The sequence below is a fragment of the Clostridium sp. CM036 genome (assembly GCF_055081135.1).
This window is the reverse complement of record NZ_CM143652.1, coordinates 1455398-1471190: the sequence shown is the minus strand read 5'-3', so window position 1 is coordinate 1471190 and position 15793 is coordinate 1455398. Positions and strand designations below refer to the sequence as shown.

The following is a 15793-nucleotide window of genomic DNA, read 5'->3' as shown; positions in this document are numbered from 1 at the left end:
AACTTAAATATTTTCAAGAAATATTAACGTAAAAAAAGGAGGTTGATAACAATGGGAAGAAAGAAAAAAATTATAATTGGATGTATACTAATTTGTTTAGTTTGTATCATTGGAGCTTATAAGTATGTAAATAATAATCAAAAGAATAACTTTAAGATAAGTCAAGTAAGTTGGAATGGCGACACAAAAATTTGGACTGATAATACTCAAAATAACATTTATGATATTAAATTTCAAATATTTGATGGAACAGATTTAAAAGAGATAACTTCTGAAAAATCTACTTATGCTATGAAAATTAATTCTACTGCTGAGAAGGGGGAATTAAAAATTAAGATTTATAACGATAAAAAAATATTATTTGAAAAAAATGGAACTATGAATAAAACTATAACAATTTCAAATGGTGATAGTAAAAATATAAAGATTGAAATTACAGGAAAAAAGTCTAAAGGTCATATTAAAATTAAACTAACATAAAAAAGTTGGTGTATCACAATTTTCTTTAAATGTAAGTTCTAATACAAGGTACTTTCTATCATGTGATATATATAGTTTATATAATGGATTATATTATTTTAGAGTAAATGAAACCCAATAAGGGCATACTTTTAGTTATGTTCTTTATGGGTTTTTTATTATATGAAATTTGGGTAGGAATTTTCATTAAAATAACTAATATAAAAAAACTGCGTTAAGAACGGTGAATAGTGTGGTGATGTTATAGTAGAAATACATACTGATATAGGTAATTAATAAAAATTAGCTTCTATTTTTTTGTTTTTGATGGTAATATACTTATATAGAAAAATAGTCGTAAAAAAAGCACAAAATATTTCTATTTGAACTTATTCTAAGAGCCAAAACATATAATGTGAAATTTAGAGATGATTTAATTATAATACCTTTATAAATGAATGGAGGAAGTATTTTGCGGAATGGTTTCTTGCATCTAGATAATATTATTAATGTAGATAATTTTCAAAAAATCCAGGATAATATAGCGGAGGTAACCGGCATTGCTATGGTGACGGTTGATTATAAAGGTAAAAGGATTACTACACATAGTAAGTGTAGTGAATTTTGTAAATTTGTAAGATTGCATCTAGACGTGGGTCACCTTTGTGAGAAATGTGACGCTAGAGGAGGACTCGAGGCTGCTAGATTACAACAACCATATCTATATATATGTCATGTAGGTGTAATAGACCTTGCAATTCCTATTGTAATAGAAGGGCAATACTTTGGTGCGGTAATGGCAGGGCAAGTTATTATTAAAGATGAAGAAAAGGAAGATTTAGAACAAATAGTTAACAATAAATATTTTAATATGGAATTAGAAAAAGAAGGCGAACTTAAAGTTTTATATGAAAAGTTACCTATGATGACTTTGGACAAGGTTAAATCTGTCGCTAACATGATTTTTCATATTAGTAACTATATTGTAGAAGAAGCCTTATTAAAAATAACTTCAAATAAACATAATGATAAAATTTTAACTGTGGGTTCATTTAAGACGACAAATTTACAATTTAAAAAGGCTAATAAAGTGAAAACAGTGGAAGAAAATTTAAAGAATAATGTTAACTTAGATTTTAGTGAAGATAAAAATAATATAAAATGTGAGAATAAATGCGATATTATTTTAAAACCAGCATTAGATTATATACAAAAGAATTATAGGTACGCAATTACCCTTAATGGTATGGCATCCTTGTGTAACATTAGTCCTAGTTATTTTAGTAAGCTTTTTAAAAAATGTATTGGAGATAATTTCTCGAGTTATATAAATAAAGTGAGAATAAAAAAAGCTAAAGAGTTGCTTGAGGCGTCTGATGTCCCAATAAGCAATTTAGCATTGGATTTAGGGTTTGAGGATTGTGGTTACTTTATAAAAGTATTTAAAAGGATTGAAGGGGTAACCCCGGCGGTTTATAGAGATGAATATAATGTAGAAAAATAGCACTAGGCTAAAACTAGTGCTATTTTTTTCATGTAAAACACTAAATGCGACAAATTACTGTGGAAATTTACATAAAGTGAGCAATGTTTTTCTACAAGAATGCAATATTTTTCAATGAAAATTTATTTATACAAGCTTATACTTTAGATAGTTAGTAAATTAACAAGGGCTGTGTTAACAGTGAAGAAAATGTTAATATCACCTTAAAATAGAGTTCAGGTTACAATTCAACAAATTACAATGTTTAAAAGAACTAAGGAGGAATAATATATGAGAATGTATGATTATTTAGCACCAGCGGTTAATTTTATGGGAGCAGGAGCTGTAAAAGTAGTAGGCGAAAGAGCTAAAATTTTAGGTGGAAAAAAAGCGTTAATAGTGACTGATAAGTTTCTTCGTAGTCTTCCGGGCGGTGCAGTAGCACAAGTTGAACTTTCATTAAAGGAAGCAGGAATTAGTTTTGTATTCTATGATGATGTTGAACCAAATCCTAAGGATAGAAACGCAATTGCAGGCGTAAAAATATTTAAAGATGAAAAATGTGACATGATTATTACAGTTGGTGGCGGAAGCTCACATGACTGCGGTAAGGGAATCGGTATATTGGCAACTCATCCAGGAGAATTAGTTGACTATGCAGGTATAGAAACTCTTGCAAATCCACTTCCTCCAATCATTGCTGTTAATACAACAGCTGGAACAGCTAGTGAAGTTACTCGTCACTGCGTTATTACAAATACTAAAACTAATATTAAATTTGTTATAGTTAGTTGGAGAAACTTACCATCAGTTTCAATCAATGACCCACTAACAATGGTTGGAAAACCTGCAGGACTTACAGCTGCAACTGGTATGGATGCTTTGACTCATGCTATAGAAGCATACGTTTCAAAGGATGCTAATCCTGTTACAGATGCTGCTGCTATCCAAGCTATTAAATTAATATCAAACAACTTACGACAAGCTTATGCACTAGGAGAAAACTTAGTGGCTAGAGAAAATATGTGTTATGCTTCACTGCTTGCTGGTATGGCATTCAATAATGCTAACTTAGGTTATGTACATGCAATGGCTCACCAATTAGGTGGACTTTATGATATGCCTCATGGAGTAGCTAACGCTATATTACTTCCATTCGTTGAAAAATGGAACGTTATTTCAAATCCACAGAAATTTGCTGATATAGCAGAATTCATGGGTGAAAATATACAAGGACTTTCAGTACTAGATGCAGCTCAGAAATCTATCGATGCTATGTTTAGACTTGCAAATGATGTTGGAATTCCAACTAACTTAAGATCACAAGGAGTTAAAGAAGAAGACCTCGAATATATGGCTGAATGGGCATTAAAAGATGGTAATGCATTCAGTAACCCAAGAAAAGGAAACAAGAAAGATATTGTTGAATTATTTAAGTCAGCATTATAAATTCTCTTTAACGACATTTTCGAAGAAGATAATTTAATATAAATTAAAACAATTATAATATGTCCTTGATGCAATCATCGAGGACATATTATAAATTATATATGTCTTTGATAGTTATAAATTTAACAAAATCTTACGTTTTAGAAGATGTTTTAATAAATTGTAAACAGTAGTTAAATAAAAAAATTATATTAAGAGAGGAAGTTTTAATATGTATATTCTACAAGATGGATTTAGTAAACCAACAAAGAGGATAGTAGCATTAAAGGAACAAATACTTTTAGCAGTTCCATGTATTGAAGTTGATAGAGCGTTATTAATAACAGAATCATTTAAAGAGACAGAAGGACAACCTGCAGTAGTTCGTAGGGCTAGAGCACTTGAAAAGATATTAAATGAAATTCCTATTATTATAAGAGATGAAGAGCTAGTAGTTGGAAGTCTTACTCAGGAAGCAAGATCAGCTCAAATTTTTCCTGAATTCTCAAATAAATGGATTAAAGATGAATTTGAAACCATAGGAAAGAGAAAAGGTGATTCATTCCAAATTACTGAAAAGGCAAAAGGACAACTTACAGAAGTCTTCAATTATTGGGAAGGCAAAACTACTAATGAACTTGCTACTTCATATATGTATCCAGAAACTATTGATGCAATTAATGAAAATGTATTTACAGTTGCAAACTATTATCTTAATGGAGTAGGACATGTATCTGTAGATTACGCTAAGGTTTTAGCTAAAGGATATAAAGGAATTATTGAAGAAGTTGAATGTGCAATTGCATCTGCTGATAAAGAAAATCCTGAATATATTAAGCAAAAACTATTTTGGGAATCTATCATATGTTCTTGTAAAGCCATAATAAATTATGCACATAGATATGCAAAGCTTGCTAGAGAAATGGCTTCAAAAGAATCTAATGACGTGCGCGCTAAAGAATTATTACAAATAGCTAAAAACTGTGAAACAGTACCTGAAAATGGAGCAACTAATTTTTATGAAGCTTGCCAATCATTCTGGTTTGTACATGCAGTTATAAATATAGAATCAAATGGACATTCTATTTCTCCAACAAGATTTGATCAATATATGTATCCATATTATGAAATAGAATTAAATTCAGGAAATTTTGACATAGATGCAATTCAAGAACTTATTGATTGTGTATGGGTTAAATTAAATGATATTAACAAAGTTCGTGATGAAGTATCAACAAGAGCATTTGGTGGATATCCACTGTTTCAAAACCTATGTGTAGGCGGACAAACTAGAGAAGGCAAAGATTCTACAAATGATTTATCATACATGTGCATAGACGCTACAGCTCATGTAAGATTAGCAGCACCTTCATTCTCAGTAAGAATATGGAACAAAACTCCAGATGAATTCCTATTAAGATGTTGTGAGTTAAGCAGATTAGGCCTTGGTATGCCAGCATTTTATAATGATGAAGTTGTAATTACTGCATTAGTTAGTAATGGATTAACAATTGAAGATGCTAGAGAATATGGAATTATTGGTTGCGTTGAACCACAAAAACCAGGTAAAACAGAAGGATGGCATGATTCAGGTTTCTTTAATCTAGCAAGACTATTAGAAGTCACTATAAATAATGGTATGAGTAATGGAAAACAAATTGGACCTAAGACTGGAGAATTTACACAGTTCAAGTCTATTGAAGAAATTATTGAAGCTTATACGAAACAAATGGAATACTTTGTTTATCAATTATCAGTGGCAGACAATTCTATTGATATTGCTCATGCAGAAAGAGCTCCATTACCTTTCCTATCTTGTATGGTTGATGACTGTATAACAGATGGTAAATCACTTCAAGAAGGCGGAGCACATTATAACTTTACAGGACCACAAGGTGTTGGTGTTGCGAATGTAGGAGACTCTTTTGCAGCTATTAAAAAGCTTGTATTTGATACTAAAATGATAACTTTAAAAGATTTAAAAGAAGCTTTAGATACTAACTTTGGTCAAGAAGATTCAACTTCAAAGATAGATTTTGAGGACTTAAGACAAATGTTAATTCATAGAGCACCTAAGTTTGGTAATGATATTGATGAGGTTGATGAATTAGCAAGTCAAGGAGCATATATTTACTGCAAAGAAGTTGCAAAACATAAAAATCCAAGAGGCGGTAATTTCCATGCGGGATTATATCCAGCAGCAATTAACATCCTATTTGGTGATCTTATAGGAGCAACTCCAGATGGTAGGAAAGCACATGAAGCATTAGCAGATGGTGTATCTCCAGTTAGAGGCGCAGATAGTAATGGACCAACTGCCGCTATAAATTCAGTAGCTAAATTAGATCATTTTATTGCATCTAATGGTACTTTATTAAATCAAAAATTCCATCCAGGTTCAATTCAAGGAAGTACTGGATTAAATAATTTAGCGTCACTTGTTAGAAGCTTTTTCGATCAAAAGGGTATGCATGTACAATTCAATATAATAGATAAGGAAACTCTTGTTGAAGCACAAAAGAATCCAAGCAAATATAGAGATTTAGTAGTACGTGTTGCCGGTTATAGTGCGCAATTTATAACATTAGATAAAGCAATTCAAGATGATATTATAAAGAGAACTGAACAAACTTTCTAAAAGGAGGAAAAGCAGATGCCGATAAGAAGAATTAATTATAAGCAAAAAGGCAAAATTTTTAATATGCAACGCTTTTCTATTCATGATGGACCTGGGATTAGGACAATAGTGTTTTTTAAAGGTTGTCCTTTAAAATGTGATTGGTGTAGTAATCCAGAATCACAGGATCCATTAGTTCAAATTATGTATAATGAAAAAAATTGTATTGAGTGTAAAAAATGTGAAAAAAATTGTCCAGCAGGCGCAATTGATATGCTAAGACCTGGAAGAATAGATAGAGAAAAATGCACAAGTTGTGGACTTTGCGCTGAAAATTGTTATCCAGGAGGTATTGTGAAATCTGGGGAAGAAACTACTGTAGAGAAGGTAATGACTGAACTAAAGAAAGAAACTATTCAGTTCAGACGTTCTGGAGGTGGAGTTACATTATCTGGAGGAGAAATGCTTATGCAACCAGAATTTGCAATTGAACTTTTAAAAGCTTGCAAGTCAATGGGATGGCATACTGCAATAGAAACTACAGGCTATGCTAGTGAAGAGACAATAGATAAGATAATTCCTTTGGTTGATTTAGTGCTTTTAGATATAAAACATTTAGATGATGAAAAACATAAAAAACATGTTTATGTAAGTAATGAAATAATAATAAGAAATGCTAAAAAAATTGCTGCTTTTGGCACAGAGCTTATTATAAGAGTACCTGTTATTCCACAATTTAATTGTGATAAAAACAGCATATCTGATATTGCTAAGTTTGCAAAAAGTTTAGGGATAGTAAAGCACTTAGATTTATTACCATATCATAAGCTTGGGGCCAATAAGTATGAGAACCTAGGATTAGATTATATAATGGGACAGGAAATTAAAACGCCAGATGAGGATACTATGAATAGCTTTAAAAAAATAGTAGAGGAATATGGATTGGAATGTTCTATTGGAGGCTGAAGATGCTTACAGTATTTCAAGCATTCAGCATATTATATTGCAAAGAATAAAAGAAGTAATTGTTGATTATGATGGATAGGCATTTAATGCCTATCCATTGTTTTTTGTTTTTAATCATATATATCAGATAACTCTATTTTAATCCGTTCTACTTTAGTTTCTTTTGTATAAATACTATTTTCATTAAATTTTTCATCTTTAGGGAGCAATTTTACAGGAATCTCTACTCTAAATTCACTGCCATTATCTAGAGTACTTTCTAATTCAATAGTTCCATTATGTATAACTACTAACTCCTTAACTAATGAAAGCCCTATTCCACTTCCTTCTCTGTTTCTAGATAGAGACTTGTCTACTTGAACAAATTTTTCAAATATAGAAGATTGTTTTTCGATAGGTATTCCTATTCCTGTATCTTTAACAGATATAACTACACTATTTAGCTTATTATATATATTAACTTCTATTTTCCCACCACTAAGAGTAAATTTTATAGCATTTGATAACAAATTCAGTATTATTCTTTCCATTGCATCTGCATCAAAAGCCATAAATCTTTCTTCTATTTCTGTATCAAAAAGGATAGAAATATTTTTGTTTTCTACATAATCAACAATTGATGATACAATATTTTCTACTACATTTACTATGTCATTGTTTTGCATTTGTATAAAAAAATGACCTGCATCAATCTTTGTTATATCTATAAGATTACCAATAATTCTAAGTAACCTATAGCAATTTTGTTTCATTATATCTGTATATTTTTCTATGTTTTTATCTTCTTGCTTAATTTCACTATTTTTTAATTCTATAACCTGAAGAGCACTAAAAATTAAATTTAGAGGTGTTCTGAGTTCATGAGAAATATTTGAAAAAAAGTTTGTTTTCAATTTATCATAATTCATAAGTTCTATAATCATCTTTTCATTTTGCTGATTATTCTTAAAATCTGTTATATTAAACCCTAACAAAATCAACCCTTTATAAGTTCCATCATCACTAAATAGAGGTATTCTCAATGTATCATAAATTTTATTAATGTTCTCTCTTTCATCTTGCACTACTTCCTCACTTCTATATACAGTGCCTGTTTTCAATGCTTCCTCATCCTTATTTGACCAATTTTCTAATACATATTTTGCCCGAGTTGATATATTAGTTAATTCCCCGATATTTTTATCCTTACAATCTTTTTCATCGATATTTAGTAATGTTAAAAGTACATTATTTATATCAAGAAACTTACCTTTAGCACTTTTAAAATAAATTATATTAGTAGTAGAATTTATTAATGTATTTAACAAATTTTCACTTTCAGATAATAATCTTTCAGCACGCCTAAGTTTGTTTATATTAATAATGACAAAAATCGTTGCTCCTATAATTATAAATATAACAATAGATGAGGCATATAAAATTTGTTTTTTAGACATATTATAAGATTTATGAGGTTCATTAACTATCTCTGATCCTTTAGGCAAATCCTTCATATCAATAGTAAATTGTTTTAATTTATCATAATTAAATACGTATCTATGAGATGAATCCTCAGTAACAGGTATATCAGAAACTTTTTCACCATTCAATATTTTCAAGGCTAGTTTACCTACTTCTTTTCCTAAGTCATTACCATATGTAACCACGCCTCCAACACTTTCTTTGTTAGTCTGGATATAACCTGTAGAATATATGGGTATAAATGTATCTTTGAAAAGTACATTTACAGTTTCCCCAATTGAAATATCCTTACCCTTATTATTTTTAGTTGTTCCATTAGAATCAAAATAAATAATAGTATCTTTAGGTAAGCTTTTTACTCTTTCTTTAAGTTTTGTAACATTTTCCTCATCAGAAAATAAAAATTTAACTTTGTCTTTATATAAAGGTATTAAACCTTCTATAAGATTTTTAGTAATTATTCCCCTTGGGTTTTTATTTGTAATTATAAATATTTGCTTAGTACTTGGATGAAGCTTTAAACCAACATCAATGGTACTTTGAATATCCGGACTCTTTGAAAGCCCTGTAAAAAGAGGATTGGCGTTAATCATAGACTTATTAAAGTTATAGACTCCACAAAATACAACTGGAGTTTTAGGAAACAAGGTATCTCCATATTTCTGTAAGAATTCAAATGCATTATCATCTAAAGTAATTACAACATCAAATTTTGTGCTTCTAAATTTATATTTAAATAATTTATAAACTATCTGCGAATACTCTTCTTCAAAATTATAACCTGAGTCCAAGTATTGAATTTTAACATCTATATTTTTTTTACTATTTACAAACTCTGAATTTATTGCAGATGTAATTTGTCCAGTCCAATTTATGGATTGATTTCCAGCGGCAATACTACTATCATTACCATATGAATTTAAAATCAGTACATTTTTCTGAACTGTATTTTCGGCATGAACAGAACTTTGAAGAAAAAGAAAAAAGATTATAAAAGATATTAAGAAAATATAATATTTTGTATATTTATTAATTGTCATATAAGAATTAAATCCTCCTGAAAAAAATTATATACATTGATTACTTCAATGTTAATTACTTTTTATATATTTTTCTACTTTATATTACAAGTTATGTATATGTATTCTACATAAAATATAAATTTCCTTTTTTTTTCTGTGTTTTACACAATTTTAGGAACACTCTTTTAGCAAGTTCAGGCGGTCTTCCTTCGCAAATACACTTGAGATAATTATTTTTATTTTTTATACAAATTCCGCAGGATAATTGCGAATGTATGTTGAATTATGCTAAATAGAATATTTTGGAGGCCTGAATAAAAAATATAACGATAACTTTGGCCATTTAGAAGGGGATAAATGTTTAGTTAGTGTTGCTAAAACTTTGAAAAAATTGAGTGATGGACATTATTTTGCTGCAAGGTATGGTGGTGATGAATTTGTAATTGTGTTACCAAAGTGTTCAATTGAGCATGCAATTAGATTTGGGGAAAACAAAAGAAATAAAATGGTAGAGCTAAATATTTCACATAAATTCTCGAAAATTTCAAGTAGAGTTACGCTATCAATTGGGATCTCTTTTGTAATTCCCAGCAAAAATGTTTCAATAAATGAATTCATAGAAAAAGGTGATACCCCGCTTTATATTGCTAAAAGAAATGTTTGATATTCAATAGGAACCAGCGGGAAACTTAATAACAAGTACGATGTTACATTGTATGGTAACGTATAAAAGGAGTTGATTTTTATGAAATATACAATTGCAATCTGTGATGATGAACCTGTTCAAGTAAGAGTTATTGAAAAATATATGGAATCATTCAACAAAGAAAAAAAATTTCATATCATTTGTTCTAACAGTGGTGAACAATTACTTTCCCAAATACAATACAAGCCTGCACACATTTGCTTTTTAGATATCCAAATGAAAGGAATGAATGGACTGGAAATAGGAAAAAAAATTAGAGAACTTAATAAAAATGCAATCATTATATTTATTACAGGATTTAAAGATTATGCATTGCATGCTTTTGGCATAAAGGCTTTTGACTACATTATCAAACCGATTACGGAGGAGAGATTTAAAAATTTATTTCAAGAAATATCCGAAAAGCTGAAAAGTACCTATCCTTATGCAGAAGAGGAAAAAGACCTAACTATCAAAACTAAAGAAGGTATCTACAACATTAAATACGATTCCATCTACTATTTTGAAAAACATTTGAGGAAAATCATTGCTGTGTGCAAGGGAAAAAATTTAGAATTTAATGAAAGTTTTAAGAACTTAAAGGATCATTTAGATATGACCTGTTTTACCCAATGTCATCAAGGATTTATTGTAAATAATAAGAAAATTTCATTTTACAAAAATCAACAAATTTGTGTGGAGAAAATAAATCTATATGTTCCTGTAAGCAGAGCATGCGTGAATGAAGTTAGGAGAATTTCCTGTCATAATTTATTCCGTTAGGAGGTGGGATGCATGTGCTTTTTATGGGGAGCTTATGAATTCTCAATTAATCTATTAGAATATTACATATTGTATTTTTTTCTTACTCTAGTTCTTCAAAAAAAAATTAAAAATAAGTATACGGTTGTTTTCATTATTCTATTTCAAAGCATCCTTCTTCAACTTATAAATAAAGTGTTAGGGCATGCAAACTTTTTAGGGGTTATCCTTATTTTATGTGTTACTATTGTAATTTATTTTATAACCCTTAATTGCAACTTAAGAAATCTATTTTTTGTAATGATTCTGTTTATGGGATGTCTGGCAACCTTTGATTTTCTCGGTGTTATTATTACAAGTATTGTATTTCATGTTTCTCCAGGTCTTCTTGTGCAAAAAAACATTTATAGAGTAATCAGTGCAGTGACCACCCGAATAGTCATGTTATTTTTTATACAATTTAAAGTGAGTACTTCTTATATTAGAAAAATTCTTATTTACCAAATTACTATTGTTTTAATGATAAATATATTTTTCAATTCTATTTTTTTTAATATATATGAGGGGAAATCTTTTTTTAAAACTAATTTTTTTATAGGATTCATTACCCTCTGTATAATACTTTTCAGTTTTGTTATCATGAAAATTATCCAGCAAATTTTAATCTATTCAAAAAAAGAGGTAGAATGGTCTATACAAGAAATAGAATATAAAAAGCAGATCTTTTATATGAACAATATACAAGAGTTAATTCATACATTAAGAGCACAGAGACATGACTTTAACAACCATATCAGTTGTATCTACGGGCTTTTAAAGACAGGAGAAATAAATGTCGCAAAAGAATATTCTGAAAAACTAGCAAATCAAACATCAGAAATTAATACTATTCTAAACATAGATATTCCTATTATTGCAGCGCTGTTAAATTTCAAGTTATCTATCGCAAAAGAAAGAAAAATTGAATTGTATATAGATATAAATTTACCTAAAAGTATTAAAATAGATCCTGTGAATATCTCTATACTTTTAGGAAATGCACTAGATAATGCCATAGAAGCTTGTGAAAATATAGCAAATGGAAATAGGTTTATTCGAATCAAGATGTATATAGAAAAAGTACATCTAATCATTAAAATTACCAATAGCACAAACAAAGCAACACAGGAGGGGACAGGGGAACATAAAACAACGCATCCCGATAAGGAAAACCATGGGTTCGGACTTGGAAATATAAATTACATAGTAAACAAATATGATGGTTTAATACAAATAGAAGAAGAAGAAAATTTATTTATACTGAATATTGCCCTATTAATAAAATGACAGACAGATTACCCATAAATTTACAAAGAAATATTCGATTATGACATTTCAACAACCAATCATGCAAACTCTATTTAAACCTTTACATAAATATGTATAATTGTAATAAAAGAGGCAATATTTAATTTCGAATCAAACAATTTATTAAACTTTCCAAAAGAAAATATGTAAATCAAAGATAATTTAGTACATTTACTTATAAAAATAATGAAAGTAGAAAAGGGGGAAATGTAATTATGAAGAAAACAAAACCTTTGATTATATTAATCTTTACAGTTGCAACATTTTTTATGACAGGTACAGCTTACGGTTGGAATGGTAATAAGGATGGAACAGGAACTCATGCAGTGATTACGGATCAAGCAATGGAAATGTTAAATAACGACTTAGATCCAGGTGAACCACAGAAAGTAAAAGAAAATGTAGAACTTTTAAATCAATATATTAATGACTTGAAAGTTGGGTCTACTTACCCAGATTTTGATCCAAATGGATATGATTTGTATCAAGACCACTTCTGGGATCCAGATACAGGATATAATTTTACTCATACGGCGCCATGGTATACTAGTTATACGGTTACAGAAACAGCAGACAGTCAAAGTAGAAAATTTTCAGCATTGGCTTTAAATGAATGGAAAAAGGGGAATTACCAAAATGCTTCAAATCTACTTGGACAAGCTATTCACTACTTAGAAGATATCAACTGCCCTTATCATGCTGCGAATATAACGGCGGTAGATAGCGCAGGACATGTCAAATATGAGACATATGCTGATAATAACATAGGGAAATACCTTCTTAATACAATGAATGGAACAACTAAGGAGCCAGTATATGCAAACGTTATTACAACGGCTGATTTTTCAAATTGGATTACAAAAAACAATACTTACTGGGGAAAGCTTTCAAAATCATTATATTTTTCAAAATCTACTATGTCTAACTCATATGCAGATTGGGATTATTCGCTAGGAGAAGCACTACCAAATTCTCAAAAAAGTATAGCAATGTTCCTATATAGGTTTATAAATGAAGCGGCGAATACTGTACCAGCAGCATCACTTAACTTTAATCAATTACAAGTTGTTATTAAAACAGCAGACTTTGATTATGCAAGTACAGACGATTATGTTTACTTTGGCATTGAAACACAGGATGGGCAGAAATTTGAATTGCCCTTGGACAATCCGGGGAATGATTTTAAAAGAAATCAAACAGACAGCTATAATTTGACTTTACCTAAAACTATTAATGCAGATACTATTACAAATACATGGTTAAGAAAAGCTATATATACCGCTCCGGGAGATGATTGGAAGCCTGAAAATATAAAGGTAATCATTTGCGGAGAGGTAAGACAAGATTTAAATATTACTCCAGTGTTAAGCGGAAATGTTAAATATACGATGCCTTTTAGTTTGAAATAAGAGTGATAGAAATGCTATGTATTTAGTATTTTATAAAAGTTGAAAATAATTTTTTCAAAAAAACATCATATAAAAGGGATTTCTAAATATGGAAATCCCTTTTGCATGCACTCGATAAATAAAGGTGATTATTTAACAATGAGACCTAGTATGCTCGATATAGAAACGGCTTGCATAGTGGTAACTATTGCGCCCTTAACATCAGCAATGTTTACTCCTATACCTTCAAGATTGCAACTGGTAAAATCTATTCCTTTAAGACTTGTAAAATTAAATTGAGCCTGGAGTAGATTAGACTCTTGAAATTCAACTTTTAAAAATTTTGAATTTTGAAAATCGGAAGAGCGTAATTGACATTGAAGGAAGGCGACTTGTTTACAATTAGAATAACTAAAAAAAGCAAATTGACCGTTACAATTTTCAAAAATCACATTTCTCAAGGTAGCTTCATTTAAATTAATACCAATAATCTTACAATTTACAAATTCTACTCTATGTAACGAAGCCTCATTAAAATCTACATTTGATAAATCACAATTTTCAAATCTCACATCCATAAGTTCTATACGTCTAAAAGCTATTTTATTAAAAATAACTTTTTTAAATATAACTTGTTTAAAATTTACCATGTCTGCTTTATGGTTTTCTAAAGAGCAATCACTAATTTTTCCATAAGAAAATATAGCTTCATCCACTATGTTTTCTTTAGATAACTCTAGGATATCTAAATCACTATCAAAGGTAGGTCTTAAAACCTTCGTTTTTAGTTTAGTGTTTTCCATGTGTATTACCTCCATTTTAATCTAAAAACAAATAACCCTATGTAAAGGTATGCTCTAAACGAACATTTCATTTATTCTTTCTCTATAATTATAACATTTTTTCACTAAATAAAAAGTTAAAGGACTGTCTTTTGTAGGGCAAAATTTTGGAGCAGAAAAGTGGGATAGAATTTATAGGAGATTTTAGAGGTTGAATAATATAGTGTCTATGATATACTTTAAAAGTAAAAATTATTTATGTTTTAAAAATATGAGGTGAGTGAATATGATGTATCCACATGGAAATATGTAAGGGCTATACTTTTTATAAAATAAGTTGTATTTAGGCGAATTATCGGTATAATTTTAGATAGGAAAGCAGATCATGTAAGCGAAGCAAATTTCGCTTTGAGCATTGTGTATCTGCTCGTTATGTTAGTTTTGTAATTATTCAGTTGATAGGAGTGATACCATGAGAAACATAATAGAAGTTAAGGATTTTGTAAAGAAATATGATAAATTCACAGCAGTCGACAATGTTTCATTCGAGGTAGAAGAGGGAAGCATTTTTGCGTTTTTAGGTCCAAATGGAGCAGGTAAAAGCACAACCATCAATACTCTGTGTACCATATTTGATAAGACATCAGGAACCCTGACTATTGACGGAAAAGACGTTTCGCATGAAAAGGATGATGTTAGAAGTGTTATTGGGGTTGTTTTTCAGGAAACGACATTGGATAATAAAATGACCGTTCTTGAAAATTTAATTATGCATTGTCATTTTTATGGTATACCCAAAAGTGAAGTCACAGAGCGTATCCAATTTGTTTTAAATTTAGTGGATTTACTGGAGTGGAAAAAAGCAATGGTAAGCAGTCTGTCCGGCGGGATGAAACGTCGTGTGGAAATAGCCAGATCGCTACTACACTACCCAAAAGTATTGTTCTTAGATGAACCAACCACAGGTCTTGACCCTCAAACAAGGGCTCATATATGGAATTATATTGTAAAGCTTCAAAAGGAGAAGAATATTACTATTTTTTTAACTACGCATTACATGGATGAGGCCGAAATTTGCAGCAAAGTTGCCATTATGGATGGTGGTAAAATAGTTGCAATGGACACTCCGTATCGTTTGAAACAGCAATATACAAAGGATAAAGCAAATATTACAACTAGTGACGAGCAAGGTCTTGAGGCACTGCTAGACACTGCGGGGTTTAAATACATGAAAAAAACTGGTTATTATTCGATTGAAGTTAATAGTATACCAAAATTGATGGAGTTATTAAGTCAGCAGAAAGAGTCGATAACGGATTTGGAAATTAAAAAAGGCACATTGAATGATGTATTCTTAGAAATTACCGGAAAAGATATAAGGAAGTGAGAAATT

The 15793-nt window shown here is 29.9% G+C and carries 12 protein-coding genes; 10 read left to right on the top strand and 2 right to left on the bottom strand.

The window, feature by feature from the left end; genetic code table 11:
* The first annotated feature begins 51 nt into the window (after positions 1-51).
* The 5 genes from ACWJKE_RS06975 to ACWJKE_RS06955 all read left to right on the top strand — a co-directional run bounded on the left by ACWJKE_RS06975 (position 52) and on the right by ACWJKE_RS06955 (position 6953).
* A complete protein-coding gene (locus ACWJKE_RS06975) occupies positions 52-480 on the top strand; it encodes a hypothetical protein (protein ID WP_462959297.1) in 429 nt (142 codons plus the stop codon).
* Positions 481-913: 433 nt separating this feature from the next.
* Positions 914-1963: a PocR ligand-binding domain-containing protein gene (locus ACWJKE_RS06970; protein WP_462959296.1), complete on the top strand. Its 1050-nt coding sequence runs from the start codon at positions 914-916 to the stop codon at positions 1961-1963.
* 270 nt (positions 1964-2233) lie between these two features.
* Positions 2234-3391: an iron-containing alcohol dehydrogenase gene (locus ACWJKE_RS06965; protein WP_165414189.1), complete on the top strand. Its 1158-nt coding sequence runs from the start codon at positions 2234-2236 to the stop codon at positions 3389-3391.
* Between the two features lie 211 nt (positions 3392-3602).
* Positions 3603-6008, top strand: coding sequence for a glycyl radical protein (locus ACWJKE_RS06960; RefSeq protein WP_165414188.1), 2406 nt, complete (start codon positions 3603-3605; stop codon positions 6006-6008).
* 15 nt (positions 6009-6023) lie between these two features.
* Positions 6024-6953, top strand: coding sequence for a glycyl-radical enzyme activating protein (locus ACWJKE_RS06955; RefSeq protein WP_220320229.1), 930 nt, complete (start codon positions 6024-6026; stop codon positions 6951-6953).
* A 110-nt stretch (positions 6954-7063) separates the two neighbouring features.
* Here the strand turns inward: ACWJKE_RS06955 and ACWJKE_RS06950 are convergent, their stop codons facing one another.
* A complete protein-coding gene (locus ACWJKE_RS06950) occupies positions 7064-9454 on the bottom strand; it encodes a sensor histidine kinase (RefSeq protein WP_462959295.1) in 2391 nt (796 codons plus the stop codon).
* A 274-nt stretch (positions 9455-9728) separates the two neighbouring features.
* Here ACWJKE_RS06950 and ACWJKE_RS06945 point away from each other — a divergent pair, with 274 nt between their 5' ends.
* The 4 genes from ACWJKE_RS06945 (at position 9729) to ACWJKE_RS06930 (ending at position 13639) form a co-directional block, all read left to right on the top strand.
* Positions 9729-10100 (top strand): GGDEF domain-containing protein, encoded by a 372-nt coding sequence (locus ACWJKE_RS06945; RefSeq protein WP_462959356.1) that lies wholly within the window; start codon positions 9729-9731, stop codon positions 10098-10100.
* Positions 10101-10181: 81 nt separating this feature from the next.
* The gene (locus ACWJKE_RS06940) at positions 10182-10904 is read left to right on the top strand and encodes a LytR/AlgR family response regulator transcription factor (protein ID WP_216303822.1); all 723 of its coding nucleotides are present in this window, start codon (positions 10182-10184) and stop codon (positions 10902-10904) included.
* 708 nt (positions 10905-11612) lie between these two features.
* Complete coding sequence (locus ACWJKE_RS06935) at positions 11613-12209, top strand: sensor histidine kinase (protein WP_462959294.1); 597 nt, start codon at positions 11613-11615, stop codon at positions 12207-12209.
* A 236-nt stretch (positions 12210-12445) separates the two neighbouring features.
* Entirely contained in the window at positions 12446-13639 is a 1194-nt protein-coding gene (locus ACWJKE_RS06930) for a phospholipase C (RefSeq protein WP_216303824.1), read from the top strand.
* Between the two features lie 128 nt (positions 13640-13767).
* On the opposite strand, the gene ACWJKE_RS06925 is transcribed toward ACWJKE_RS06930, so the two are convergent.
* The gene (locus ACWJKE_RS06925; RefSeq protein WP_216303825.1) at positions 13768-14421 is read right to left on the bottom strand and encodes a pentapeptide repeat-containing protein; all 654 of its coding nucleotides are present in this window, start codon (positions 14419-14421) and stop codon (positions 13768-13770) included.
* Between the two features lie 451 nt (positions 14422-14872).
* On the opposite strand from ACWJKE_RS06925, the gene ACWJKE_RS06920 reads away from it, so the two are divergent.
* Positions 14873-15787 (top strand): ABC transporter ATP-binding protein, encoded by a 915-nt coding sequence (locus ACWJKE_RS06920; RefSeq protein ID WP_216303826.1) that lies wholly within the window; start codon positions 14873-14875, stop codon positions 15785-15787.
* Positions 15788-15793 lie beyond the last annotated feature (6 nt).